We start from the raw sequence: 23,806 nt of genomic DNA, 5'->3' as shown, positions 1-23,806 counted from the left end.
GCGGGAAAAAGTCGCTGTGGTAGGCTGGCTGCGAATTAGAGTGTTGGCAATTTCATTGTGCAATAGGTCATCTTTGGCTCTTACTCCCCCGATGACTGGAGTTTTGTTCGCTTCAGTCGCCTCCGCTCGCTCTAAATAGCTGGCCGCCATTGGCAGCCGCTGCCGGGATCAGCCGCGGCTGGAGCCGTCGGCCCTGATGTTCCCCTCCAATTTCGATTAATAACGGTCGCGCAAACGGTCCACGCATTTGCGTGCCCCTGCAGGGCTAAGGTCCGGGGGCTACCCGACTGAAGTCCCTGCCCCGCAACCGAGGCCTATCAAGCACGTTACGACCGCACCCTTTGGCGCCGCCCGTGGGCGGACCGCTTTGTTGTCCATGCGACTTGGAGGTGACGTTGTGAGATACCTAGAAGCGAGGCAGGCCGTGACCTTTGTCGAACGGCCAACAGTCCATGACGGTGCAAATCAAGCCGCCGCAAATGACAACAATACCCCTGCTCCTGATACCTCGTCAGCGCTTGACCTCCTCCTTTCTGCGGAGGACGACAATATTGAGGACCTCGTCAGACGAACGGAGAGACTGGGCCTTTTCGCTGTCGTAGTGATGGCAATTGGACTCTTCTTCGTGCCGGCACTGTTGGTTGCGTTGAGCATGGGGAAATAGCCCGGACAAGAACCGGAAGAATTACTTCCTTCATTCGCCTCAATAGGCGGTCACGAGCGAGCCAAGGCGGCAGGGACCATGCGGGTGGCGCCGAGGCCCAGGCCTTACCTCGGCACTCGCTTCTTGCCGGTCATTGAGCAGCTTGCTGACCGCACTTCGGTGGGCTCACGTAGCCGATGGCTGCGTAAAGACATCATCGACATTCTGGACCACATTAGAAGGCCCGCCACTGAGGAAGCAGTGACGGGCTTTTTTTGATGGCAGCTCGGTTGACGGGACATTACCGAGCGACACCCGACCGAACTGCACGTTAACGTCGCGCGATCAGCGGGCAGAGCTGGTGCAGGTCCCGGTCATAAGCGCCCGCGTTGCTCAGAACGTCGACGCAACGCTTCTTCATTCGCGCCACCTGAGTGTCGGACATCCGGGCCACCTTGCCGGTCAGACTTGGTCCGCTCAGACTCGGATAGCTGGGGTTCGGCGCGTTGACGAGGTTCGAAGGACTGGGATGAATGCGCTGCTAGCCAGAACCCTGGCGAAAGTTGTCACGAATGACTTCATGATACTCTCCTGTTTGCGTTGCCTCACCCCCAATATTGCTGTGCCATTTCGTTGGCGAACTGGCTTCCGATTTGCCAAAACCAGCCAGAAGATTTTCCACAAATAAGGGTGCATGCTCGCCGCAGCGGCCGCCTTTGGGCTTCAACCCAAGCGAAGGATCTTATGCGTCTCGGACTTGCCGATTTCGATCGGCTGTAGACAACGCCTCGCCCCGAGGGAAGCCGATCTGCGACTATCGCTTTCTGGCGACCACCAAGAAATTCTGAGCAAAGCGTGCTGGCACACCGGCTCTCCTGCATATCGCCTCAACAGGCCCGACCAACATTTCGCAAAGCCTTGGTAGCAGCCACCCCGGCCGCGGCAAAAACCCATAGCCGATGACCCGTTCGACAACAAACCCGTTGGCAACGAGCATCTGGCGAAATGCGTGGATGCTCAACGTACTGCGCACGACGCGCCCCCGAATTCGGTTCAGAAAGCGGCAGACCAGCCCCATTGGCGAGGCTGCGTTCATGTGGATGTTCGACACCAGCAACCCGCCGTCGTTCAAATGCTCATGAATGGCCGACAGTGCATCCCGCTTAAGAGTGTCTTCGGCGTTCAGGAAGAATCGAAAAGCCGTAACCACGTCGAATCTTCTGGAAAGGGGGGCCACCGTCAGATCGGCTTTCACCAGCTTGACGTTGCCCGGAACCCGCGCGCAAGCAAGCATGGATTGAGAGACGTCGACGCCAACGACCTCACCAAACAACGGTCCTGCAACAGTTGTAACGCGGCCCGTGCCGCACGCGAAGTCGAGGCAGCTGCGGCCCGGCCCGCCAAGAGGCCTGAGAATGCTTTCGACCAGCGGGCGTTCGATCCGCGACCACAAGGCAGCATAGTAGCCCGAACGGAAGGTTTTGGCGTAATCGGCGCCGTAGCCTGGGGTCTTATGGCTCGATCGGTAATTGCTATAAGCGCTCCCCTCGAATGACCGCTCGGTCATTACATCACCATCAGAATCGCCCATCACAGCAACCTCCATTCTGGGCTTGCCAATAGATTTCACTCGTCCTGATCGATCCTCATGCGTTCACACGACGCAAGCCTTACAAATAGTTATAGAAGGGGCCAGAATTCCGATTATGCCGAGAGGCGGGGGTCAATTCAGGCCGCCCGCATCTCGCCTCCGCTAATCCTGTTTTTCTGTCTTTGCTGGGCCGGCGTCACAAGTGCGCATAGGAGCTGGCCGCTGTACCACGCCGACCACTTTTATGCCTTTGCGACTTGCGGGCAGAAAGTCGAAAGGTGCGATTTCCGCCGGGTGATGCATGAAGCCTTCCCCTGAGGGGCCGTGAGCCCCCGCTAAGGCAAAAATGCTCGACCCCCGATGGAGCTCGCATCATTGGAACGGCGAGGCGGAAGTAGGCAGCGAGCATCCCGACGCATAGTCGCGTCAAGATGCCAGGCCCCCGACTTAGGATCGAACTAGATATAGCTACCTTGCCGCCGCAATTTCCCGCTCTTGAATCAGGGCATTGTACGGGGCAGCATCAAGGTGGCGACGAGGTGGCAATCATGGCCACCATCATCAAGCGCGTCACCGACGGCATTTGGTCAGCGGCAGCTGCTGAAGAGCCGGCGGCCTTTAGTCATTCAATTGGTAGAGACCGAAGCCCGCCACCTTTCGATAGCGGGCAATTCACACGGAGTAGTCCGAAGTGGGCCCGCCTCAATGGCGGGAGAAGCGGGCTCGGCCAAGGATGCGGGTTCTTGGCCAGCAGCGGAATGCTGCCGTCACAGGAACAAGCCGTTGAATATCGGGTTCCGCTTATACGCGAAAAAGGGCCCGCTGTCCGTTTGTATGCCGCCTCAACCTGCCGTGGATGGCGCTGCGCGCGCTTAAGGAAGCCGCCGAGGTTGTTGACATCTGCTCGATGAAAGGCGTAGGTGCGCAGCTCGCCCCCCGCGTCCAGGGTGCAGTTTTTTGCCGATAGAGGTACCAAATGGACGACAAATATACTAATGCTCGTGAACACTTCTTCGCCGCGATCCGCGCGCTAGCAGCCTCCTCGGAAAGCATTCAAACGAGAGTGATCGAAGCGAACGTAAACGTTCTGAATGTCACGATCGACGAATTCGACGGCGACCCCGAACTCAAAATCAAATTTGCAAAATTGCTTGACCTTGTGGCTATCGATCAAGACGATTTGGAGACGGTCGCTGTTGAGAACGCGGCGCACATGTCGGACTTCGAGGCCGTGAAAGTCGCTGATCTGATCTGCGATTTCTACTACGAGATCACCTGACCGAGGTGGCTGGTGGCCGCGCAGCACGCGGCCAAATCGCCGACTTCCCCATAGTTGCCAGTAATCGTTCTGCGAAGCCGCTGATCCAGAACGTACTGTGTGGCGGAACCCCGGCTGCGGGCCAGTTTGGGCAGCGCTGCCGGAGCGGGATAGTACGCGGTAAGAAATCTGAACAGGTGTTCCATTCCACGTGGCTTAGCGGGACGTTGAAAATCGACTAAAAAAGCCCGCTGTTCCGTGGCAGAGCAGCGGGCAGTTTCAGGAAGCGTGCTGGGATCAACCAGCAAAGGTCAACGAGCGACGAAAGGGTTGGTTGCTGTGCCCGCGACACAGTTAACCAAGCTCATGCTTCACAGCTTGGATGACATAGATCGTGCGGCAAGACATCGCCGGGCTGACAAATGGTGTTCGGGATTGTCGCTGTCATTGTCGTTGTAATGGTACCGGCGGCTATCGCCGCAGCTCTAGACTAGGTCAGCGCCAAAAAGGGTATCGGGGGAAAGGTCGTTGTATTGTGGATCCCGACAAGCCCCCGGTCAGCGCGAACGTTCCAATCCGTCGGCCGAACATATGACATCGCGACCAGCGGAGCGACGGCCAGGATAACCAAGCCAAGATCTACGCCACCCCAGAACCCATGCGGTTGCCATACGATCGCCACGCCCGAACCGCCGCATCTGTGTCGCTGTGCCGCGTCCCTGCGCTGGCGTGGTGCTAGCTCACCCACTCGGCACGCCACGTTCCGTGGATATCTGCAGGGTTACCTTCGTAGCCATGTGACGCGACTCCTCTTCGCAGCCTCAGAGCCCTATAGGTATCGGGGCGAAACATCATCTCGACAGCGCCTGGCGCCAGACTGTGGCCTCAGCGTTTGACTGAAGCGCTGGATTGAATCGCTGCGAGCTCCTGCTGTGAGCAGCAAACGGTCGGCCGTCTCGGGTCGGAAATGTCGAGTTTGTCCCAAGGAATTCGATAAATGCCCTTGCGGTGCCGCATCCGAACGAGGTCGAGGATGGCCGTGCCGATTGACGAGGCTGACAGGCGCTCGAACGCCGCGAAAATACCGACATGGTATTCGGTGACCACCCATTCGTCGCCATGTTCCTCGGCGACGATCTCTTCCAGATGACCGATACAATGACCCTCCCTTGAAAGTACGCGCCGGCCAGCCAGTTGGTCGAGATTTACGGTATGCATCGTCAAGCTCCCGGAATCTTGCCGATGATGTGGTCGCGAAGCCAGACCTGCCAGTCAAAGATGGCAGTCTTGCGCACATCAATATCGAACTCGATATGGAGGCCGATGTCGCGAGCCTTGCTCCATGCTACCCGATGAGGCTTGGCGTGCCGTTTGCCGCCCAGCTTGGCGGCCAGAATGGCCATCCAGCGTCCGGGAAGCAGTCCCAAGCGGCGCGCCAGCGCAATCGAGCCGATTTCGACGGCAATGACCCTTGGGGGCTTGCCTTGTCTCAGCTGGGCTACCATCCCGTCCACCTTGCCGATCTTGACCTGATTTCCATCGACAATCTGCTTGTCCAAAACATCTCGTATAAGATGCATCAACTGCCTCCCAATATCTGAAGCGGGATGGTGACAACCGCGAGGATGAAGCCAAGCGCAACAACAAACAGCACTGCCGCGTTGGAGATAACGCCGTTGCGATGCTGGCCCATGTAAGACTTGTCATTGAGCAAGAAGAGAAATGGCACGACCGTCAGCGGCAAACTGGCGGCCGTCAGGGCCATTGAAAAGATGGTGAGCTTGAGCGGATCAATGCCGAGTGCGATCGGAATAGCGGCCGCTAAGATCGTCACGGTATAGACCATGGTGAAGCCTGGATCCTCACGAGGCTTCCGGTCCTCACCCCAATTCCACCCAAACCCCTGCGCGACGAGGTATGCCTGCTGAAGGGCGATTTCGGCGGTGGCGCCGAAGCAGGCGATGCCGAGCGAGGCCACGAACAGCACAAAGCCCCAGAAACCGAACACCGGAGTCAGCATCAACGGCAATTGATGGTAATCGTCCACCTGGGTGATGCCGTTCGCTCCAAGCACCAACGCAGCGACGATAAGCACGCCCACGGAAATGGTCCCGCCGAAACTCATGCCGAGCCCGGCTATGGCGCGATTGGTGCCGAGATAGGTCTTGTCCCACTTATCCTCGATCGCTCCGGCGGAATAAAACATAAAGAGATATGGTGAGATCGAAGCACCAAGAATGCTTACCGCCGTGAACCAGTAAGTGGCCTTGTCGTGATGCGGCAAGGAGGGCACCGAACTGACGGCGACCCGCGTCCAGTCAGGCTTGAGGATAACCGCCGCTGCCACGAAGCAGAGCGTCACAAGGCCCAAAAGCGAAACGCCTTTCTCAATCAGGCCGAAAGTGCCTTTCCACAGCAAGAGCCACGCAACGAAGGCTACCGGCAGGGCCCACAATTGGAATCCTATCCCGGTGGCGAGTTCGGCAGCAATGCAGACCCCGCCGATCTCAGCAGACAGCACCAGGAAATTGACCAGAAACGTGCTGACCAAAGGCCAAAGGAACGCATTGAAGCCGAAGCGCTCGCGAATGCCGTCCGCTATCGTGTGCTTGCTGACGGCTGCGAAACGGCCGGCCATCTCCACAAGGAAAATAATGCAGATAGTGCCGAGGAGAATGGCCCAGATCAGCTGAAATTGGAACAATGCACCGGCCTGGGCTGCTGTTGCCAACGATCCGACCTCAAGGAAGCCGCCAACGCTGGTGACGACGCCGAGTGAGATTTCCAGAATTTTTTTCATGGATTTGTCGCTTGATCTGCCGGATTTGCCACCACCAACTTAGCAACGGCATTCCGAAAATCCTGACGGGCTTGCTCCACTTGCCCTTGGTTGCCGCTCTTGATGGCGTCTTCGGCCCGCCCGGCAGCGGCCGTAAGCTGCCGGGCCAATTGCTTGGAGGAGTCCGAAACGTCCGTCCTTTGCAGTTGGCGATCGAGATCAGCTAGCGTCTGCGCCAAAGACCGCAACGTGGCTTCCGCATAGTGGGAAGGCACGGCGCCGGCGATCCAATTGTCGATCACCATGATTGCTGAATTCGCGGCGGACTTCGAGGTCTGCGCCTGCTGTCCTGCAGCGTTGGATGAAGAGCAGGCAGCCAGACAGGCGAGCATCACTGCGCCCGGCAGAAGGCACAGTGTGATGTTGACGAACGATGCTGCGATGCGTGCCATTGGACGCGTAAAGCATTGCGCTTGAAAAGGTTCCGCAAAGCGATTTGGCTCTTACTCGCGTGACGGCTACGAGGGTTGCCGGCAAATGCTGCTGCTTAAATTTGCTGTTCTACCGTGATACGTTTGACCTTAGATGCCGTGCGGATCGCATTCCTTAGTCACGCAATGGGATCGTTCCTCCTCGAGATTTCCGGCTTCGTTGACCCATAGGTTTGAAAAGGTCCGACCCAAAACTCTGCACATACCCGATTGGCTTTTCCACCGCTACCACTGGAAAGGTTATCTATCCACGCGCCCGCGCGCAGCTTCGTCACCGATGAAAGAGCAGCACCATTTAGCCGAGTGGATCTGGATCCCTGGCGTTTTGACCTTTTCGGCGTTAGGGATTTTTCAGCAGCGACGTCTAAGCCTGAAACTGCTAACTCGCCCACTCCGTCCGCCATTTCAGGTCGATGCCCTGGGTCAGGACCTCGGCTTCGTAACCGTGTGAGGCGGCGGCTTTCGCAGCCTTGATGGCGGCCAACACGGCATCGCCGTTGGAATGGTATGGGTATTCCTTCCCGTCGTAACGGATCTTCCAGCGGTCCCCTTCTTTGAAAACATAATACTTCGCAGCCGCCATAGGTACTCCCAGCGAAGAAGCTTGAAACCTTGCTCATGCAGCAAAGCATGACGGTAACCTCTCTACAAGCCGGCAGCCGCCCTGACCGGAGGAGAGCGTCGATGCCCGCGCCAAAAGAAATCAATTCTGGAAAGCGCGCAGCTGTCATGGACGCGGCCGAATATTCATCAATGAGGAAAGGCTCTGGGCTGCTTGCTGCGCATATCTCGAAAAAGTCGACGCCAAACGAAGTTGCACGCCCCGACCATTTCGGACTTTGCATCGTCCTCGACATTGAACGAATAATCTGGGCCGAGTACATCAAGCGCGAACATCATCGCGCGAAACACTCATACTCGCGGACCCGTGCTTGCCCGTTGCGGTCATTCACAGCCATTCAAGACATGTTTTCCCTGGTCCGAGACCTTAGCGCTTCCAACTCGTCATCAGGGAACCCTTGCTTCCGTATAGGGGGTCTTTACGAGGACGGCCAACAGTTGGGATGGTCGCGACCGCATCATCGTGCTGATCCTTGGTGGTACATTCGTCGTAAGCGCCGAACCGGGGATATGCGCCTACCACCAAAAAATCATCGGATGAAGCGAGACATTGGTGCCCGGTCCCTGCCGGGAGAATCGCCACGTCGCCGGCCTTCACCGTCAGCGTCCGCCCCTTCTTACCGCCAAACCGGACCTTGGCCGTCCCGCGCGCAACCCCTAGGACCTCGTGTATTTGCGAATGGTAGTGGACGTAGTCATAGATGCCATTTCGCCAGCTATGGTCCCAACCGTTTGTTTTGAAAATCACCTCCATGACGGCGGCCGGATCAAGCCTCTCCGGCAGCTTCACCGCACCGCGATAAATAACAAGCGGCCAGGACGGATGATTGGGCACCAGCCCGTCGTCAACAAACCGGAACTCGTTCGATTTTCGCTGCCTCACGAAGGCGGCGACTTCGTCTTTGCTCGGTGTCGCGAAACCGGTGATGGACTCGATCGCCTTTTTGGTGGTTTGCAGGATGCTCATCAATGCGGTCTCCACCGGATAGATGCAAAAGCCTTTCAGTTTAACATGCTTCAAGGTCCACCGGTTCCGCCTGCTTGGCAGGCCTGGCTCCAGTTGCCATGCAGGATAAGTGCGAAATCTGGTGGATTTCCCGACAAAAACTTTTTGCGGTCGGCATGTTCAGCTCAGACGTCGCGTGCCGCTTAACGTCCGATGACCTGGCGAATAATCTTGTCGTCGGGATCGAAGTCCCCCAAATCCTCGAACGTGACTTCGGAGCGCTGCCCAATGCACTTCAGGCAGGTTTAGAGCTCGAACCGATGTCCGATGGGTCCGGTAGGGTTCCATTGTACGTTTTTAACCAACGAGTTGCCTGCCATTCGGGGTGTTGTAGATTTCTACGGGCGGCAACCCCTCAAGAAGCCGCGGTGGCCGACGTGGGACTGTGGCAAGCTTCACCGGCATTCCTCTCCCGCGTCGGTCATTCGGGCTCGATTGCGAAGGCAACCTGCGCGGTGGTCTTGCGGTCCTGCCCGTCGTCAGGCGCGCAGGACCGCTTTTTTTCGACAACGGGTGCGCCATTGCCACGCCCGATCAATGCGTTAAGCCGCCTCTGAGGACACCGCTGAGTTGCCGTCATAATGCCGGCATGGTTACGGACGTTCATGCCGCCCGCCGGTGAATTTCAACCCATGCCTTCCAGCTGCTTCCTCGATCGAAAGCGCGCGCATCTGCGACAAAAGATCGAAGTTTAACCTAAACGGCGACCGTCATTGCTGGTTCCTTGAAGCTGGAAATCGAGCATCCAATATCTTGCGGATGGCGCCGCGAGCGAACCCGACCCATTCTGGGTGTTGGCTTTCTCGCTGCCGCGATGGCAAAATTAAGTGGAGGAACGTATGGCAGACATTTTTGAACCGCCGCTGCTGGTCGACGACACATCTTTCGGCAAGAGGTCGATCCGTGATGCGATGGACGCGATCGAGTTCCTCGAAGAGTGGCCTTTTGAAAAGCGGAGCAAGTTGCATGCATGCGCTTGCGAGGCCTGCTGCGCCGCATATGATGGCCGCTGTGAGGCCAAAGCGGCTCGGGAAGCCTTCATTGCGTGGGCACGCTGGGCGGGCATAATCGCCAGTGGAGCGGCGATGTTCGAAGGTAAGGAACGGGCAGGCGTCGTCGAATTGCTCTGAGGAAGCCTTCGCCGTCGAAAAGCAATTCCTATTTTGGCGTCGGCTGGGTATCCGGCTGCTGCACATGGCCTTTAGCGGTGATCTCTTTCGATGCCGATAGGTGAGGCTCTGCTTCAAACATGGCGCCGCGGTCTCAAGCCTGTGGACGGATCTAGCACCGTCGATGCAACGCGCTAGTGCCGGCCCAGAATTTGCAACTCAATCTTCACGGCCTGAAGGGGGGAGTTGTTCAGCGGCGTCTACATATCTCGCGATCGACTAGCCGCGTTGCGTGCGGGCACGCCTGATCCCATCCGGTGGATCGTCATAGACAATCATGGAATTCCGGACTGGGCGCGCGAGGGAGAAGTTCACACCACCGGAGCTCCGTTCAGGACTCGCCTGCCCCAAGAAGCCAGCGAGTACCGGCGATCCACGCAGGGTTGGCCGTTCAAGTCGCAAACGAGAGTCGCTACGAAGAAGGCTATCGGAAATGAAATCAGCATTGGGTGGATCGGATGGCTGCAATGCTTACCGTGCTACGCGGATTGCTGGTCATGCGACGTCTCCACAGCATGGCACACGCCATGCAAACCGGTTGCATGATCCAAAGTGCGTGCAGCCTAAACCGAACCTGGCGGCGGTGGTGCCCACTGGACTGCTGCTGTCGTTGATCGTGGTGCTCATCCTTCTGTTCACCGGTTGGATGGGTTGGGAAATGGTTACCCGAGCGTCGCGTAGGTGTCGCTGACGACGGCTCAGGTGAGGTGCACTGATCGGCCAGCGCCACCGCGATCTCGAGACACTCAATCGTGGCGGCGCAGAGTAGCGCCGAAGAGCCTTCGCCTTGGCGAAATACCAAGTTCTTCAAAGCCGGGTATCTGTTGCGATGACATGTTGTCGATCTGAATCAGTTCCACTTGATTCGGTGTGACGGATGAACTCGCAAGCATTTGCGCCGTCGATACCAATACGTGCCAAGCAGCAAATGGCACTGGAACGAGAATGGGTGTAAGGCCGGCTGGGTGTGCAACGGTTCTGAGAAGTTCCTTATAGAAGTAGACGCCAGGACCGCCGCATTGATCGCACGCGTTTCCGACTCTGCAACGCTCCTACGGTCGCCTCTGCCACATCGTCCACATAAGCCGGTCGCAATCTTTGGCCGTGACCGAACATCGGATAGCAGTGTGCGCGAAGGCAAGCAGCTTGTTTTCGAGAAGCTTCAGAAGAATGCTGCCGACGACCGCAGCTTTTCTGAACCTGCTCAAAGCTCCAGAAAATCGTGGGCAATTGTGTTCCGCTCCTCGTCACGGAAGGCGGCCCTGAGATGCTGCAGGTTGAATGGGCTCGCGCGCAGCAGGCTCTCGAGGCCGCCAACGTGCTGGAAGATGTCAACGAGAAGCGACGGCGCTTGGCGGCGCGACAGAACCTTCCGTAGGCCACTTGGGGGTCCGCTGCTTTGAGCTTGCGCAAATATCGGCTATTCATTGGACCTTGAAGCTAAATCCGTGTTCCGCCACCAGACAGATCATGGATGTGTTGGGTCACGATGAGATCGATCACGCGGGCGGAAAGCAGTCGACGCGCACATGCCTGATTGGCCTGCCACCGGAGATCGCCTCTGCCGCGCGCGCTATTCCCTGAGCATCGATGCCATAGTGCCGATAAAGATGGGCGATAGTGCCGGTCTGCCCGAAATGCTCAACGCCAAGCGGTCGAACGCGGTGACCCGCGACAGATCCCATCCAAGCAAGTGTCACCGGATGACCGTCAACGACTGTGATCAGCGTGCAGTTCGTAGGCACCTGGTCCAAGAGTCTCTCGACATGGCTTCTTGCGTGAATAACGCCACGTTCTCGCGCAAGTAGGGCCGCGGTCCAGCCGGCGTTGAGCCGGTCGGCCGAGGTGACAGCAAGCAGCCCGACATCTCGCCTGTCCTCGCCCATCAAGCCAACTGCCTCAATGGCTTCGGGAGCAACGGCCCCGGTGTAAATCACCACGACTTCCGAGTTCGGACCAGGCTCGCGCATCCAGTAGCCGCCGTTGACGATATGCCGGGAAAGCTCCGGCCCGATCTCGCGGCTCGGCTGTTCGATCGAGCGCGTAGACAGCCTGCAATAGACAGAGCCGCCAACGGCGTCCCGTAGCCAGGTGGTCTCATCGGGCTCGGCATCTCCCGAGCGCTGAACATAGTCAAACGAGAACCGCATGATCGTCGCCAGCTCGTCGACGAAGGCGGGCTCGAAAGTGGCCAGACCATCCTGCGCCATACCGATGAGCGGCGTTGCTATCGACTGGTGGGCGCCGCCTTCCGGCGCCAGCGTCACGCCTGAGGGTGTCGCGGCCACGATGAAGCGAGCGTCCTGGTAGCAGGCGTAGTTCAACGCATCGAGCCCGCGCTCGATGAATGGGTCATAGAGCGTTCCAACCGGCAACAGACGTTCGCCGAAGACCGAGTGTGAAAGGCCGAGCGCCGAAAGCAGGATGAAGAGATTCATTTCGGCAATGCCGAGTTCGATGTGTTGTCCCTTGGGTGAGAAATCCCAGTTGAAAGTCGATGGAATTCGTTCCTTGCGAAAGAGATCGGCCATCTCGTTGCGCGCAAACAGCCCAAGGCGGTTTACCCAGGCGCCAAGATTGGTCGAGACGGTGACGTCCGGCGACGTCGTAACGATGCGCCTCGCGAATTCGTCCTCCCGCTTGCTGATCTCATGCATCAGCAAGCCGAAACCCTGCTGGGTCGACATTTGCGGTTGCAGAGGCACATTTAGGACGGCAGGCACATCGATATGGACCGATGTGTAGCGTCTTCTGCCTTTGGCATTGAAGGGGGCGTTGCGGACAAAATCAGAGATATCCGACACTTGCGAAAGACCTTCGTAAGGTTCCCACTCCCTGCCCGCCCTGACGCCGTGTGCAGCGCGCAACTCGTCAATCTGGGCCTTGGTCATCAGCCCGGCATGATTGTCCTTGTGGCCGGCCAGCGGCAAACCAAAGCCCTTGACGGTGTAGGCGATGAAGCAAACCGGTCGATCATGCGTGCGCGCGTTGGCGAAGGCCTCGACCAGTGTCGGCAAGTCGTGACCACCTAGATTGGTCATCAGCCGAGCCAACTCTTCGTCGCTGCGGCTCTCTATGAGCTTGGATACCGCACCCTGGTCGCCGATATCGTCAAGCAGGCGTTTTCGCCACGCCGCGCCGCCTTGATACGTCAGCGCGGAATAGAGCTGGTTAGGACAATGATCCAGCCATTGTTTGAGCGTCGCGCCGCCCGCCTCTGAGAAAGCCGCTTCCAGCAAGTGGCCGTATTTGACCAGGACCACGTCCCAGCCGAAGTTCCTGAACAGCGACTCGAACCGTTCCCACAGGCCTTCGCGCACGACCGCGTCGAGGCTTTGCCGGTTGTAGTCCACGATCCACCATGTGTTGCGAAGGCCATGCTTCCACCCCTCCAGAAGCGCCTCGAAAATATTGCCCTCGTCCATCTCGGCGTCGCCGATCAGGGCGACCATCTTTCCAACCGGCAGTTGCGCGCCCAATCCCTTGGCGTGAAGATAATCCTGCACAATCGACGCAAACAGCGTCTGGGCAACGCCCAGGCCAACGGAACCGGTCGAGAAGTCGACGTCGTCGGCATCCTTTGTCCGCGAGGGATAGGATTGGGCCCCTTTGTAGCCGCGAAAATTCTCCAGCTTTTCGCGGCTCTGATTGCCGAAAAGATACTGGATGGCGTGAAACACAGGACTGGCGTGCGGCTTGACCGCAACCCTGTCCTGCGGCCGAAGAACCGCGAAGTAGAGAACCGTCATAATCGTCGCCAGCGAAGCGGACGATGACTGGTGGCCGCCGACCTTCAGCCCGTCTTCGTTGGGCCGGATGTGATTGGCGTTGTGGATCATCCAGGTGGAGAGCCACAGCACCTTTTTCTCCAGCGCCGCCAGCAATTTGAGCTGTTGTGTGTCCATCTTCGCCGCCCTCATTTGACGGACCCGACCATAGACCACCACCAAAAGCGATTTTGGCCAATTTGCGCTGTAAAATGCCACACGATTGGCTATATCAGCGAACCTTGCCGGCTCTGGAGACCAAAAATGTCAAGCATGGCTCTCGATGATATTGACCGCAAGATCCTGACAGTCTTGCAATCCAACGCGCATGCGACAAGCGAGCAACTGAGCGAGGCGGTGGGATTGTCACCGTCCCCCTGTGCCCGCAGGGTCCGCAATCTGGAAGCGGCCGGTGTCATTACAAGCTATGTCGCGATCGTCGATCAGTTGAAAGTCGGATTGCCCATCAGCGTATTCGCCTCGATCAAGCTCGAGCGGCAGCGCGAAGAGGAACTCGACCGTTTCGCGAAGGCCGTCCAACGCTGGCCGGAAATCGTCGAGTGCTACCTGATGACAGGACAGCGTGACTATCTGTTGCGCATTGTCGTAAAGGACCTGCAGGCCTATGAGGCCTTTCTGAAGCGCACCCTCACCCGGCTCGAAGGGGTCGCTTCGATAGAATCGAGCTTTGCCTTGGGGCAAGTGAAGCACGCGCAACCGCTGCCTATCGAGTAGACCCTTGACGTGCGCTTTGGCGGCGTCCCTGGATCAGGGCTTCTCTTTCTTGGCTTTCGCAAAGCCGCGATCGGTCGCGATGAACCGCTCAAGCATCGGCGCGATCAGACGCAAAGGATCAGCAGAGGGTTGCCCCACCTCGCGCCCGAGAATCTCTGCATATCTCACCAGGTCGCGATGCAGCGGAGCCGGCAACTCCACCGTGATCTTGACCGGCCTGTCGTCGGTGATCGCAGCCAGTTTCAACTTGGCCATTCTTCAGCCTCCGTAAGGTTCAAGCACAAGGTCGCGGGTGACGAGGACGCGAACCGGGAATCCCGGTCTGATCGCAAGCGTTGGCGCGATGTCGAGCTGGCGCTGGACGATCTGCTGGCCGACCCGACTGACGCTGTCGGAGGCGCCGTCTCGCAGCGCGCGCGCAATTTCGCTTTCCTGGCCGGACGAGCCCGCCTGCGCGCCGACGCTCAGGAGCGTCGACAGCGTCGCTGCCTTGAACAGCTCTCCCCAATGGTAGTCGACACCATCCTCTAGACCGGCATAGCCCTGCGGATCCGTGCCGGGCTGCCGTTCCAGAACGATGGAGTGTCCATCGGGAAAAATCAGCCGGTTCCAGACAAGCAGCACGCGGCGTTGCCCGAACCCAACCCCGTTGTCGTACTGGCCTACAATGCGTGTTCCCTGTGGAATGAGCAGCGCCCGGCCGGTCGGGCTGTCATAGACATTCTCCGTTACCTGGGCGCTGATTTGGCCGGGCAGATCCGAGCGGATGCCTGTGACGAGCGCAGCCGGGATTACAGCGCCGGCCTGGAGCACATAAGGTGACGCCGGGGGCATGACGCGATCGGGAGCCACGGTCTGGCGATCCGCCGCGGTGTTGAGGAAAGCGGATTGGCGGTCCTGCGCATTCGGCTGGCCGGCCTGCCCGGCGGGCTCGCCGAGGTTTGGCATGGCAAGCGATCCAGATGTATCGGCGATCGTTGCGCTTCCTTGTCCTTCCTGGAAGAAGACATGCGACGTTCTGGCCGCCTCCTCTTCTGTCACCCGGCGCTGCTCTGCCTCGTCCACCGCGGGGGTCGCGATCATCGGTGACTGTCCCTTGTTTTGCGCATCGAGGATCGGCCTGCCGAGATCGCCAGGCAGCGGCGGCCCGAGGATCGGGCCGGAATAGTCGCGCGGCAAGCTTGCCAACCCATCGGCGGGCTGACGATTTGACGTCGAAATCAGCTCGTCGCCTTGTTTGCTCGTGTCGCCGTCCCGCAGAGCGTACACCAGCGCAACGCCAATGCTGAGCGAGGTGGCCAAGCCTATACTGGCGAGCACCTTGCGCGACAGGCGGGTCACGCGCGGCGGGTCGGCGCGAAGCCGCATCGGTTCGGCGGCAACATCGCTATCGGTCATGGCTGCTCCCCTCCGCCTGTTTTTGCGCCGGCCGTTCCAACGCGGCCGACGCTCGGCATTTGCCGCAGCCGGCCCTGTGCTCGTCCGTCGAGTCGGACAATCCTTACCGTCTGCTGCCGCTTGCCGCTGCCAAGACGCAGTTCGGCCGCGCCGAAGAGGCGGTCGACGATCAGGATGTTCTGGTAGACGCGGCTGTTGGCGATCTCGGCTTCGCCGTCCGGGCCGATGACGAAGATCGGCGGCATCTCGCCTTGCACGATTCCACGCGGAAACGCGACATAAACCTTGCGGCCATCGTCAAAGACGCTGACGGGCTTCCAGGGTGGCGCATCGCCTGTCAGGCCGTAGCGGTAATTGCGCGCGGCCATGTCGGGTATCACCGGCGTCGTCGGGATGGCTTGTCGCGAACCGGCCCGCGGCGCCGGGTAGGACCATGCGACGGCGGGCATGTAGGTCTTGGCCCCCGCGCGCAGTTCGAGCATATAGCTGCGCCGATCCGTGGCGATGACGAGATTGGTCTTGATGTCGGCCCGCGAGGGTTTCACCAGGACATGCACGCGCCGGGTAATGCCCGATCCGCTTTCGGTGTCACCGATGATCCAGCGCGCCGTATCCCCTGCCGCGATCGGACCCTCGCCTGCAAGGCTCTCGCCGGGCTCGAGAGCTATGTCGGTTATCTGACCGGGTGAGGCATAGACCTGATAGAGCGCGCCCTCGCTCCAGGGATAGATCTGGATGGCGTTGTAGTAGCCCTTCCGGCGCGGCTCTACACGCGCTACGGCATTGGCGTTCTCCACCCGCGCGGTCGGTGTGTTGCCGGCGCCACCGCCGCGCGCGGGAGCCCAGGCCGGGGGCATGAGCAGCGGCCTTGGTCGTTCTTCGCGTGCGATCTTCGGCAGAGCGGCCAAGGGCGGCACATAGGGATCGTAGCGGATGTTCGGCGGCTTTGTTGGCGTCGCGGCGCACCCTGCGAGGAATGCTGCTGCCGACACCAGCGCGGTCGACAGCAGGTATCCTCTGAGTGAAGGGACAGCGACAACACGCAATCTGAGGCTCATTGGCTCATCTCCCGCGACCAGTTGATGGCGTTGACGTAGATTCCGAGCGGATTGGCGCGAAGCCGTTCCGCGTCGCTCGGCGGCTGCATGACGATTGTCAGGATTCCGGTCCAGCGCTCCGTTCCCGAGAGCTGCCCATGGTCGTAGTGCCGCTCGATCCAGGCGACACGAAACGAATCCGGCGAGGCGCGGATGACCGACGACACCTCTACCGAAACCTGCTGCTTGCCGACCTTGGAGAACGGATCGTTGGCGCGAGCGTAGTCGTTGAGCGCGGCGGCACCCTGGTCGGTGGTCCATTCGTAGGCACGCAGCCAGTCCTGGCGCACGATGATCGCATCAGAAGGGATGGAGCGCACCTGTTCGACGAAACGGGCGAGATGCCACGCAATCTGAGGATCGGTCGGCTTGTAGCCGGCGATCGCGGGCGCGGTCGCCTGCGCCTGTCCCAGCGCATCGACCTGCACCACCCAGGGCACGACAGTGCCACGCGCCGACAGCCAGACAAGGGCGGCGGCGAGGCCGGTCGACAGGATCAGCGACCCGAAAGCCATGGCACGCCAGTTCCTTGCCTGAACGCGCGCGGAACCGATGCGCTCATCCCAGATTTGGGCTGCCTTCTGATAAGGCGTTTCCGGTCGAGGGATCTTGCCGTAGTGAACGGCTGGGCGCCGAAAGACATTCATTGGTTATTCGCCTTCAGAAAGAGAAATTGAAGCGCCGCCGCCGTGGCTGTCGCCGCCCCGCACGGCATGGGCGGCAGTCTGGGCGCCGTGTGACAGACGCTGGGATCGCTGCAGGCGTTTGGCCCATTCGGGCTGGGTGCCGGATGGATTGCCGACCCAGGAAGAAGGAACCGTAGGCGGCGAAGCGGCATTGCCAACCGTACCCATGGTTGAAGATCCACCAGTGATCCCGGCCGCCGAACTGGCGCCGGCGGTGAAGCTCGCCTTGAATGACTGGCCGGCGCGTGCCGCGGCGCGCTTGAGTGGTGAAACGGCAGCGGAGGCGCCGGCGCTTGCGATGCCGCCCGCGCCGGAGGCGAGGCCGGCGGCGCCGGCCTGTCCGGCCGCCGCGAGCATGAAAGCCGCCGAGCCGCCACCGGCGAGCGCGGTCGCGCCGCGCGCTGCCGACGCCGCTCCCGACAACGCTGACGCCCCGCCCCGCGCCGCCAGACCGGCTGCGCCGAACCCGGCAAGCGTCATGCCACCCGCTGCAAGACCGGTGGCGACGGCCGCGCCGGCGCCGAGCTGCGGTCCGCCTGAGACAATGCCGTTCGCGATCCCGGGGCCGAATATGCCGAGGCCAAGCAACGACAGCGCCGCCAGAACAATCGCCATGGCTTGATCGATGGTCGGGCTCTCGCCGCCAAAGCCTTGGGTAAATTCCCCAAACAGCGTCGAGCCGATACCGATGACGACGGCCAGCACCAGCACCTTGATACCGGACGAGATGACGTTGCCAAGCACCCGCTCGGCCATGAAGGCCGTCTTGCCGAAGAGACCAAACGGGATGAGGACGAAGCCAGCCAGCGTCGACAGCTTGAATTCGATCAGCGTGACGAAAAGCTGCACGGACAGGATGAAGAAGGCGAGCAGCACCAGCGCCCAGGCGAAGAGCAGGCAGGCGATCTGGATGAAATTCTCGAAGAAGGAGACATAGCCCATCAGGCCCGAGATGGCTTCGAGCAACGGCCGCCCGGCATCGAGGCCGGTTTGCGCCACCTTGCCGGGCCGCAGCAGGTCCTCGACCGTGAAGGAGGTGCCGCTGGCTTTCAGGCCAAGACCTGAGAAACTTTCAAAAACGATGCGCGCCAGGCTGTTCCAGTTGGAAATCAGATAGGCGAAGACACCGACGAAAAGCGTCTTCTTGATGAGCCGGGCCAGAATGTCGTCATCGGCGCCCCAGCTCCAGAAAAACGCGGCAAGCGTCACGTCGATGACGATGAGCGTGGTAGCGACGAAGGCGACTTCGCCGCCGAGCAGGCCGAAGCCGCTGTCGATATAGCGCGTGAACGTAGCGAGGAACTGGTCAATGACGCCGGTGTTGCCCATGTCTATCGTTTCCCTTGGCCACTCGAACCTGGGGCGCCCAATGCCTGGCCCGCCGACGGTGATCTGAAGCCGAGGAAGCGATCACGTTGCGCGGCCCACAGGCGCGAACAATCCTTGTCAAGGAGCGCGGCCTCGCCAAGGCTCTGGCAGTGGCGAAGGCCTTCACGCAGCGCACTTGGCGCCAGCGTGACCGGGGCCGGCGAACCAGAACCGTCCGGCGTTTGCCTGTCGCGGGTCATTTCGAGCGGGGCAGCCGCGATCGCCGCCGCGACGAAGACGACGGCGCCCAGGCGAAGGAGTATCTTGCCATCCACGTCGCGCAACCTCAGCGGTTGAACATCGCGCCATTGCCGGCCTGGTAGCCGGATCCGGCGCGCAAAAAGCGACGACGCTGCTCGCGTCCCTGTTCGGCGGCCGCGGAGCGTTCCGCTTCGCTCAACGCCGCGGCGCGGCCGTTGGCGGCGACAACAGCCGTCAGGTCAGCGAGCTGCTGGGCCTGCAGCGCCAGAAGCTGATTGCCGGCTTGCGTCGCCTGCAGCGCGCCCGTCGCCGATTGGCTGGCTCCGACCAGCGACGACATCTGCACGCGGTTGGTGTCGATGTTTGCGACGGCTCCCGCCTGCACACGCATGGCGTCCTGAAGACCACCGACTGTATTTTGCCATCGCGAGCGCGCGTCCGCGACAAGCTGCTGCTCCGGCGCGGACAGAGAAACCTTCCCGTATTTCTCCTGGAACATCCTGTCGACCTGCTCGACATTGAAGGCGATGTTCTGCGCCTGGTTGAGCAGCTGTTGCGTGCGTTGTACCGATTGCTGCAGCGCCTGCAGTGAAGAGAAGGGCAAGCTCGCGAGATTGCGGCCCTGGTTGATCAGCATCTGCGCCTGGTTCTGCAGCGAGGTGATCTGGTTCGTCACCTGCTGAAGCGACCGCGCGGCCGTCAGAACGTTCTGGGCGTAGTTGGAAGGATCGAAAACGATGAACGCCTGGGCTGGCGTTGTCAGCAGCACCGGTGCGATCGCGAGCGGCGCGCAGAGCATGGCGCCAAGGGCAAGAGAGCGCGCGCGCAAACGATAAGTATTCATGACCGAGACTCCTTTTGCGTTTGTAGGTTCAGGTTAGAAAGCCCGGCAATGAGGTCAGCGGCCCAGCCAACGTCTCGGGCGCGCAGCCAGGCCGGCAGGAAGTCGTCGCGACCATGTTCGGCCACGATGCTGGCGATCAGGGCCTGATCCGCCTTGGAGGATGCAGCGCAAAGCGCGAGGCCGATTTCGGAGAGGCCCAGTTCGAACAGCCGATTGCCGCGCCGCGACTGGCAGTAATAGTCGCGCTTGGGCGTCGCGCGCGCCAGGATTTCTATCTGGCGATCGTTGAGACCGAAGCGGCGATAGATATCCGTGATCTGCGGCTCGATCGCGCGCTCGTTCGGCAGCAACAGCCTGGTCGGACAACTTTCGATGATCGCCGGCGCGATGTTCGAACTGTCGATGTCGGACAGCGACTGGGTGGCGAAGACGACGCTGGCGTTCTTCTTGCGCAACGTCTTCAGCCATTCGCGCAATTGACCGGCGAACCCCGCATCGTCGAGGGCAAGCCAGCCTTCGTCGATGATGAGCAGCGTCGGACGGCCGTCGAGCCGGTCGCCTATGCGATGGAACAGGTAGGAGAGCACGGCTGGTGCGGCTTGCGTGCCGATGAGGCCCTCGATTTCGAACGCCTGCACGGATGCGTGTCCGAGATGTTCGGTCTCGGCGTCAAGCAGCCGGCCGTAAGGGCCGCCAACACAATAGGGGCGCAGCGCCTGCTTCAGCTCATTGGCCTGCAACAGCACGCTAACGCCAGTGAGGGTGCGTTCCTCGACCGGCGCCGACGCAAGCGATGTCAGCGCGGCCCAGATATGCTCCTTGGCATCTGGATTAATCTGGAGGCCCTGGCGTGTGAGCATCGCGACGATCCAGTCGGCGGCCCAGGCGCGCTCATATGTGTCGTGAATGCGGGCCAGCGGCTGCAGCGAAACGGATGCCTCCACGCTCTCGGCAAGCCCGCCACCCAGATCGTGCCAGTCACCGCGCATAGCGAGCGCGGCGGCGCGGATCGAACCGCCGAAGTCGAAGGCGAAAACCTGGGCCTTGTCGTAGCGGCGGAACTGCAGGGCCATCAGCGCGAGCAGCACCGACTTGCCGGCGCCTGTAGGGCCAACGACCAGGGTATGGCCGACATCGCCGACATGCAGGACCAACCGGAATGGGGTCGAGCCTTCTGTCTTGCCGTAAAGCAAGGGAGGACTGACCAGATGCTCGTCCCGTTCCGGCCCCGCCCACACGGCAGAGAGTGGGACCATGTGAGCAAGATTGAGCGTTGAGACGGGAGGCTGGCGGACGTTGGCATAGGCGTGCCCGGGCAAGGAGCCGAGCCAGGCCTCGACGGCGTTGACAGTCTCGATGATTGTCGTGAAGTCGCGACCCTGGATGACTTTCTCGACAAGCCGCAATTTCTCGTCAGCCACGCGCGGGTCGGCATCCCATACAGCGACGGTCGCGGTGACATAGGCCATGCCCGACATGTCGGCGCCGAGTTCCTGCAGCGCCTCGTCGGCGTCCGCCGCCTTGTTGGCGGCGTCGGTGTCGACGAGCACGGACGTCTCGTTGGTCATCACCTCCTTGAGGATCGAGGCAATGCTCTTGCGCTTGGCAAACCACTGGCGCCGGATCCTGGTCAGGAGCCTGGCGGCATCGGTCTTGTCGAGCAGGATCGCCCGCGTCGCCCAGCGGTACGGGAAGGCGAGCCGATTGAGATCGTCAAGCAGGCCGGGCGTTGTCGCGGTCGGGAAGCCGACGATGGTCAGCACGCGAAGATGCTGGTGGCCAAGGCGTGGCTCGAGGCCGCCCGTCAGCACCTCATCGGCCACGAGCGCATCGAGGTAGATCGGCGTCTCGGGAACCCGCAACCGGTGGCGTTTGGTCGAGACCGTCGAATGCAGATAGGTCAGCGTTTGTCCGTCATCGAGCCACTGGCATTCAGGCATGAATCCGTCGAGCAGGGACAGCACGCGCTCTGTCCGGTCGACAAAGGCGCGCAGGATCGCGCGAGGATCCACGCTTGATTGCTCGCGACCTTCGTAAAGCCATCCTTCGGCACGCGCCGCGTCTTCAGGCGGCGGCAGGAAAAGCAAGGTTAGAAAGTAGCTCGAGACGAAATGAACCCCCGCTTCTTCGAAATCGGCTTTGCGCTCGGCGTCGAGCAGGCCGGAGGCGGCGTCGGGAAACTGGGTCTCGGGATACGTCGCGGCTTCATGGCGCTGCGCCTCGACGAAGATGCTCCAGCCCGAGCCGAGGCGACGAAAGGCATTGTTGATGCGCGAGGCCACCGCAACCAGTTCGGCTGCAACGGCGGAATCGAGATCGGGGCCACGAAACGTCGCGGTGCGCTGGAAGCTGCCGTCCTTGTTGAGCACGACACCGGGCGCGACAAGGGCGACCCAAGGCAGATAATCGGCCAGGCCGCTGGCGGTCCGACGATATTCGGCAAGGTTCATCATGCCGAGACCCTCAAACCGAAAGATGTGCGGGCAGCCGCAGGTGCCGGCGCCCGACTTCGAAAAACAGCGGATCGCGCCTGGCGGCCCAGACCGCCGTGAAATGGCCGAGCGCCCAGATGATGAGACCGACCAGCCAGAGCCTCAGCCCAAGGCCGACCGCACCGGCAAGCGTGCCGTTCAGGATCGCGATGGCGCGTGGCGCGCCGCCAAGCAGGATGTGCTCGGTCAGCGCCCGGTGAACGGGGACCGTCCAGCCCGGCACGGCATCGAGTTGTTCGAAAGCCGTTGCCATCAGATCAACGCCCCGCCACCGAAAGAAAAGAACGACAGAAAGAAGCTCGATGCGGCAAAGGCGATCGAGAGGCCAAAGACGATCTGGATCAGCCGCCTAAAGCCGCCAGAGGAGTCGCCAAACGCCAGCGTCAGGCCCGTGACGATGATGATGATGACGGCGATGATCTTGGAGACCGGCCCTTCGATCGATTGCAGGATCTTCTCGAGCGGCTGTTCCCACGGCATCGACGAGCCTGACGCATGGGCTACCGGCGCGATCATGAAGCTGACGGCAAGGGTGATCCCGGCCGTGGTCGCGAGGTTGCGGGATGCGCGCGCAAGTGTGCGGATCATGAGTTCTCTCCTGTGTTGTTCAAGGTGGCTTCAACGGTGCAGTAGTCGCCATCAGGACCGAGCCCCTCGACGCGCGTGAGTTCGGCCAGCCGCCGTGCGGAACCCCGTCCGGCAAGGACTGCGACAAGGTCGATCGTGTCGGCAATCAGCGCGCGTGGGACGGTGACGACGGCTTCCTGGATAAGCTGTTCCAGCCGGCGGAGCGCGCCGATCCCGGAACCGGCATGCAAGGTGCCGATACCGCCGGGGTGCCCGGTGCCCCAGGCCTTGAGCAGGTCGAGCGCCTCGGCGCCGCGCACCTCGCCGATGGGGATGCGGTCGGGCCGCAGGCGCAACGAGGAGCGAACCAGATCGGAGAGCGTGGCGACGCCATCCTTGGTGCGCATTGCGACAAGGTTGGGAGCGGCGCATTGCAGTTCGCGGGTGTCCTCGATGATGACGACCCGGTCCGTTCCCTTCGCCACCTCGGCGAGCAGCGCGTTGGTCAGCGTCGTCTTGCCGGTCGAGGTGCCGCCTGCAACGAGGATGTTTGCGCGGCCAGCAACGGCGGCGCGCAGGATTGCGGCCTGGCTGCGGGTCATGACGCATGTCGCGACATAGTCATCGAGCGTGAACACGGCGACCGCGGGTTTGCGGATCGCGAAGGCAGGTGCTGCGACGACCGGCGGCAACAAGCCTTCGAAACGCTCGCCGGTTTCCGGCAACTCCGCCGAGACCCGGGGGGAACGGGGATGCACTTCGGCGCCGACATGATGCGCGACGAGCCGCACGATCCGCTCACCATCGGCAGGCGTCAGCGTTTCCCCCGTATCGGCGAGGCCTTGGGAAAGCCTGTCCACCCAGATGCGGCCATCTGGGTTCAGCATCACTTCCACGATAGCGGCGTCGTCAAGGAACCGGGCGATGGCCGGCCCGAGCGCGGTGCGCAGCATGCGCGAACTGCGTGTGTGTCCTTCGGTGTTGTTGTACGAGATGACCATCGTGTTCCCGTCCGAGCCGGGAATACGTCAAAAAGCCCCGGTCGCGGGATGATCAAAAGAGCTGTGGATCAGTCCGATTCAACAGGTTTCGG

At 60.8% G+C, this 23,806-nt stretch carries 25 protein-coding genes and 2 pseudogenes; 7 read left to right on the top strand and 20 right to left on the bottom strand.

Annotated features, from left to right (window positions below):
• Nucleotides 1-424: 424 nt before the first annotated feature.
• Nucleotides 425-664, top strand: coding sequence for a hypothetical protein (locus tag FJV83_RS30075; protein WP_142878009.1), 240 nt, complete (start codon nucleotides 425-427; stop codon nucleotides 662-664).
• A gap of 793 nt (nucleotides 665-1,457) precedes the next feature.
• On the opposite strand, the gene FJV83_RS30065 is transcribed toward FJV83_RS30075, so the two are convergent.
• Nucleotides 1,458-2,234, bottom strand: coding sequence for a class I SAM-dependent methyltransferase (locus FJV83_RS30065; RefSeq protein ID WP_095789653.1), 777 nt, complete (start codon nucleotides 2,232-2,234; stop codon nucleotides 1,458-1,460).
• 976 nt (nucleotides 2,235-3,210) lie between these two features.
• Here FJV83_RS30065 and FJV83_RS30060 point away from each other — a divergent pair.
• Complete coding sequence (locus FJV83_RS30060) at nucleotides 3,211-3,513, top strand: hypothetical protein (RefSeq protein WP_142878007.1); 303 nt, start codon at nucleotides 3,211-3,213, stop codon at nucleotides 3,511-3,513.
• Nucleotides 3,514-4,377: 864 nt separating this feature from the next.
• Here FJV83_RS30060 and FJV83_RS30055 read toward each other — a convergent pair.
• The 6 genes from FJV83_RS30055 to FJV83_RS30030 form a co-directional block, all read right to left on the bottom strand.
• Nucleotides 4,378-4,710, bottom strand: coding sequence for a hypothetical protein (locus FJV83_RS30055; protein WP_142878006.1), 333 nt, complete (start codon nucleotides 4,708-4,710; stop codon nucleotides 4,378-4,380).
• Between the two features lie 2 nt (nucleotides 4,711-4,712).
• Nucleotides 4,713-5,072 (bottom strand): hypothetical protein, encoded by a 360-nt coding sequence (locus FJV83_RS30050; protein ID WP_095774540.1) that lies wholly within the window; start codon nucleotides 5,070-5,072, stop codon nucleotides 4,713-4,715.
• Nucleotides 5,072-6,292, bottom strand: coding sequence for a divalent metal cation transporter (locus tag FJV83_RS30045; RefSeq protein ID WP_142878005.1), 1,221 nt, complete (start codon nucleotides 6,290-6,292; stop codon nucleotides 5,072-5,074). Before FJV83_RS30045 ends, FJV83_RS30050 begins: the two co-directional genes overlap by 1 nt.
• Nucleotides 6,289-6,723 carry a hypothetical protein gene (locus FJV83_RS30040; RefSeq protein ID WP_095774542.1) on the bottom strand — a complete coding sequence of 145 codons (435 nt, stop codon included), beginning with the start codon at nucleotides 6,721-6,723 and terminating at the stop codon, nucleotides 6,289-6,291. Before FJV83_RS30040 ends, FJV83_RS30045 begins: the two co-directional genes overlap by 4 nt.
• Nucleotides 6,724-7,141: 418 nt before the next feature.
• Nucleotides 7,142-7,345: a hypothetical protein gene (locus FJV83_RS30035; protein ID WP_095789532.1), complete on the bottom strand. Its 204-nt coding sequence runs from the start codon at nucleotides 7,343-7,345 to the stop codon at nucleotides 7,142-7,144.
• A gap of 405 nt (nucleotides 7,346-7,750) precedes the next feature.
• Nucleotides 7,751-8,350 (bottom strand): cupin domain-containing protein, encoded by a 600-nt coding sequence (locus FJV83_RS30030; protein ID WP_095774544.1) that lies wholly within the window; start codon nucleotides 8,348-8,350, stop codon nucleotides 7,751-7,753.
• Nucleotides 8,351-8,424: 74 nt separating this feature from the next.
• Here FJV83_RS30030 and FJV83_RS36750 point away from each other — a divergent pair, with 74 nt between their 5' ends.
• The 3 genes and pseudogenes from FJV83_RS36750 to FJV83_RS30015 all read left to right on the top strand — a co-directional run.
• Nucleotides 8,425-8,946: a hypothetical protein gene (locus FJV83_RS36750; protein WP_142878004.1), complete on the top strand. Its 522-nt coding sequence runs from the start codon at nucleotides 8,425-8,427 to the stop codon at nucleotides 8,944-8,946.
• A 282-nt stretch (nucleotides 8,947-9,228) separates the two neighbouring features.
• Nucleotides 9,229-9,519 carry a DUF982 domain-containing protein gene (locus tag FJV83_RS30020; RefSeq protein WP_095774545.1) on the top strand — a complete coding sequence of 97 codons (291 nt, stop codon included), beginning with the start codon at nucleotides 9,229-9,231 and terminating at the stop codon, nucleotides 9,517-9,519.
• A 197-nt stretch (nucleotides 9,520-9,716) separates the two neighbouring features.
• A pseudogene (locus FJV83_RS30015) lies at nucleotides 9,717-9,897 on the top strand (LysR family transcriptional regulator); the annotation flags it as partial.
• Here FJV83_RS30015 and FJV83_RS37805 read toward each other — a convergent pair.
• Complete coding sequence (locus tag FJV83_RS37805) at nucleotides 9,870-10,004, bottom strand: hypothetical protein (RefSeq protein WP_348643999.1); 135 nt, start codon at nucleotides 10,002-10,004, stop codon at nucleotides 9,870-9,872. The pseudogene FJV83_RS30015 and the gene FJV83_RS37805 overlap by 28 nt on opposite strands.
• 134 nt (nucleotides 10,005-10,138) lie before the next feature.
• Here FJV83_RS37805 and FJV83_RS37800 point away from each other — a divergent pair.
• Nucleotides 10,139-10,274 (top strand): annotated as a pseudogene (locus tag FJV83_RS37800) (DUF2231 domain-containing protein); the annotation flags it as partial.
• 783 nt (nucleotides 10,275-11,057) lie between these two features.
• Here FJV83_RS37800 and FJV83_RS30000 read toward each other — a convergent pair.
• A complete protein-coding gene (locus FJV83_RS30000) occupies nucleotides 11,058-13,463 on the bottom strand; it encodes a transketolase (protein WP_142878013.1) in 2,406 nt (801 codons plus the stop codon).
• A gap of 126 nt (nucleotides 13,464-13,589) precedes the next feature.
• Between FJV83_RS30000 and FJV83_RS29995 the strand changes: the two genes are divergently transcribed.
• Nucleotides 13,590-14,060, top strand: coding sequence for an Lrp/AsnC family transcriptional regulator (locus tag FJV83_RS29995; protein ID WP_095774546.1), 471 nt, complete (start codon nucleotides 13,590-13,592; stop codon nucleotides 14,058-14,060).
• A 33-nt stretch (nucleotides 14,061-14,093) separates the two neighbouring features.
• Here the strand turns inward: FJV83_RS29995 and FJV83_RS29990 are convergent, their stop codons facing one another.
• From FJV83_RS29990 to trbB, 11 genes are read right to left on the bottom strand one after another with little or no spacing between them, the layout of a single operon-like run.
• Entirely contained in the window at nucleotides 14,094-14,315 is a 222-nt protein-coding gene (locus FJV83_RS29990) for a DUF2274 domain-containing protein (protein WP_095774547.1), read from the bottom strand.
• 3 nt (nucleotides 14,316-14,318) lie between these two features.
• On the bottom strand, nucleotides 14,319-15,458 hold the full coding sequence (locus FJV83_RS29985; RefSeq protein ID WP_142878003.1) for a TrbI/VirB10 family protein: 1,140 nt from the start codon (nucleotides 15,456-15,458) through the stop codon (nucleotides 14,319-14,321).
• On the bottom strand, nucleotides 15,455-16,516 hold the full coding sequence (trbG, locus tag FJV83_RS29980) for a P-type conjugative transfer protein TrbG (protein WP_095774549.1): 1,062 nt from the start codon (nucleotides 16,514-16,516) through the stop codon (nucleotides 15,455-15,457). Before trbG ends, FJV83_RS29985 begins: the two co-directional genes overlap by 4 nt.
• Nucleotides 16,513-17,202: a conjugal transfer protein TrbF gene (trbF, locus tag FJV83_RS29975; protein ID WP_095789529.1), complete on the bottom strand. Its 690-nt coding sequence runs from the start codon at nucleotides 17,200-17,202 to the stop codon at nucleotides 16,513-16,515. Before trbF ends, trbG begins: the two co-directional genes overlap by 4 nt.
• A gap of 3 nt (nucleotides 17,203-17,205) precedes the next feature.
• Nucleotides 17,206-18,570: a P-type conjugative transfer protein TrbL gene (trbL, locus tag FJV83_RS29970; RefSeq protein WP_142885348.1), complete on the bottom strand. Its 1,365-nt coding sequence runs from the start codon at nucleotides 18,568-18,570 to the stop codon at nucleotides 17,206-17,208.
• A 2-nt stretch (nucleotides 18,571-18,572) separates the two neighbouring features.
• Nucleotides 18,573-18,884: a putative entry exclusion protein TrbK-alt gene (gene trbK-alt / locus FJV83_RS29965; protein WP_095774686.1), complete on the bottom strand. Its 312-nt coding sequence runs from the start codon at nucleotides 18,882-18,884 to the stop codon at nucleotides 18,573-18,575.
• 11 nt (nucleotides 18,885-18,895) lie between these two features.
• Nucleotides 18,896-19,654 (bottom strand): P-type conjugative transfer protein TrbJ, encoded by a 759-nt coding sequence (trbJ, locus tag FJV83_RS29960; RefSeq protein WP_095774552.1) that lies wholly within the window; start codon nucleotides 19,652-19,654, stop codon nucleotides 18,896-18,898.
• Nucleotides 19,651-22,107, bottom strand: coding sequence for a conjugal transfer protein TrbE (trbE, locus tag FJV83_RS29955; RefSeq protein WP_142885349.1), 2,457 nt, complete (start codon nucleotides 22,105-22,107; stop codon nucleotides 19,651-19,653). The genes trbJ and trbE overlap by 4 nt, the downstream gene beginning before the upstream one ends.
• Nucleotides 22,108-22,117: 10 nt before the next feature.
• Nucleotides 22,118-22,399, bottom strand: a complete 282-nt coding sequence (locus FJV83_RS29950; protein WP_095793393.1) for a VirB3 family type IV secretion system protein — start codon at nucleotides 22,397-22,399, stop codon at nucleotides 22,118-22,120.
• A complete protein-coding gene (locus FJV83_RS29945; RefSeq protein WP_095789525.1) occupies nucleotides 22,399-22,734 on the bottom strand; it encodes a TrbC/VirB2 family protein in 336 nt (111 codons plus the stop codon). Before FJV83_RS29945 ends, FJV83_RS29950 begins: the two co-directional genes overlap by 1 nt.
• The gene (gene trbB, locus FJV83_RS29940) at nucleotides 22,731-23,714 is read right to left on the bottom strand and encodes a P-type conjugative transfer ATPase TrbB (protein ID WP_095789524.1); all 984 of its coding nucleotides are present in this window, start codon (nucleotides 23,712-23,714) and stop codon (nucleotides 22,731-22,733) included. The genes FJV83_RS29945 and trbB overlap by 4 nt, the downstream gene beginning before the upstream one ends.
• Nucleotides 23,715-23,806: the final 92 nt, after the last annotated feature.

The sequence above is a fragment of the Mesorhizobium sp. WSM4307 genome, from assembly GCF_007003945.1.
Taxonomy (GTDB): domain Bacteria; phylum Pseudomonadota; class Alphaproteobacteria; order Rhizobiales; family Rhizobiaceae; genus Mesorhizobium.
Note: the sequence above shows the minus strand (reverse complement) of the source record. Positions and strands in the feature narration are given on the sequence as shown.

What these genes read in the sequence shown, in the direction of transcription:
- FJV83_RS29985 (WP_142878003.1), bottom strand. Translation starts at nt 15,458, where the DNA reads ATGACCGATAGCGATGTTGCCGCCGAACCGATGCGGCTTCGCGCCGAC.
- FJV83_RS30035 (WP_095789532.1), bottom strand. Translation starts at nt 7,345, where the DNA reads ATGGCGGCTGCGAAGTATTATGTTTTCAAAGAAGGGGACCGCTGGAAG.
- FJV83_RS29990 (WP_095774547.1), bottom strand. Translation starts at nt 14,315, where the DNA reads ATGGCCAAGTTGAAACTGGCTGCGATCACCGACGACAGGCCGGTCAAG.
- trbG (WP_095774549.1), bottom strand. Translation starts at nt 16,516, where the DNA reads ATGAGCCTCAGATTGCGTGTTGTCGCTGTCCCTTCACTCAGAGGATAC.
- FJV83_RS30065 (WP_095789653.1), bottom strand. Translation starts at nt 2,234, where the DNA reads ATGGGCGATTCTGATGGTGATGTAATGACCGAGCGGTCATTCGAGGGG.
- FJV83_RS30030 (WP_095774544.1), bottom strand. Translation starts at nt 8,350, where the DNA reads ATGAGCATCCTGCAAACCACCAAAAAGGCGATCGAGTCCATCACCGGT.
- trbB (WP_095789524.1), bottom strand. Translation starts at nt 23,714, where the DNA reads ATGGTCATCTCGTACAACAACACCGAAGGACACACACGCAGTTCGCGC.
- FJV83_RS30055 (WP_142878006.1), bottom strand. Translation starts at nt 4,710, where the DNA reads ATGCATACCGTAAATCTCGACCAACTGGCTGGCCGGCGCGTACTTTCA.
- FJV83_RS37805 (WP_348643999.1), bottom strand. Translation starts at nt 10,004, where the DNA reads ATGCTGATTTCATTTCCGATAGCCTTCTTCGTAGCGACTCTCGTTTGC.
- FJV83_RS30000 (WP_142878013.1), bottom strand. Translation starts at nt 13,463, where the DNA reads ATGGACACACAACAGCTCAAATTGCTGGCGGCGCTGGAGAAAAAGGTG.
- FJV83_RS29950 (WP_095793393.1), bottom strand. Translation starts at nt 22,399, where the DNA reads ATGGCAACGGCTTTCGAACAACTCGATGCCGTGCCGGGCTGGACGGTC.
- FJV83_RS30020 (WP_095774545.1), top strand. Translation starts at nt 9,229, where the DNA reads ATGGCAGACATTTTTGAACCGCCGCTGCTGGTCGACGACACATCTTTC.
- FJV83_RS30060 (WP_142878007.1), top strand. Translation starts at nt 3,211, where the DNA reads ATGGACGACAAATATACTAATGCTCGTGAACACTTCTTCGCCGCGATC.
- FJV83_RS30050 (WP_095774540.1), bottom strand. Translation starts at nt 5,072, where the DNA reads ATGCATCTTATACGAGATGTTTTGGACAAGCAGATTGTCGATGGAAAT.
- trbL (WP_142885348.1), bottom strand. Translation starts at nt 18,570, where the DNA reads ATGGGCAACACCGGCGTCATTGACCAGTTCCTCGCTACGTTCACGCGC.
- FJV83_RS30040 (WP_095774542.1), bottom strand. Translation starts at nt 6,723, where the DNA reads ATGGCACGCATCGCAGCATCGTTCGTCAACATCACACTGTGCCTTCTG.
- FJV83_RS30045 (WP_142878005.1), bottom strand. Translation starts at nt 6,292, where the DNA reads ATGAAAAAAATTCTGGAAATCTCACTCGGCGTCGTCACCAGCGTTGGC.
- trbJ (WP_095774552.1), bottom strand. Translation starts at nt 19,654, where the DNA reads ATGAATACTTATCGTTTGCGCGCGCGCTCTCTTGCCCTTGGCGCCATG.
- trbF (WP_095789529.1), bottom strand. Translation starts at nt 17,202, where the DNA reads ATGAATGTCTTTCGGCGCCCAGCCGTTCACTACGGCAAGATCCCTCGA.
- FJV83_RS29995 (WP_095774546.1), top strand. Translation starts at nt 13,590, where the DNA reads ATGTCAAGCATGGCTCTCGATGATATTGACCGCAAGATCCTGACAGTC.
- trbE (WP_142885349.1), bottom strand. Translation starts at nt 22,107, where the DNA reads ATGATGAACCTTGCCGAATATCGTCGGACCGCCAGCGGCCTGGCCGAT.
- FJV83_RS29945 (WP_095789525.1), bottom strand. Translation starts at nt 22,734, where the DNA reads ATGATCCGCACACTTGCGCGCGCATCCCGCAACCTCGCGACCACGGCC.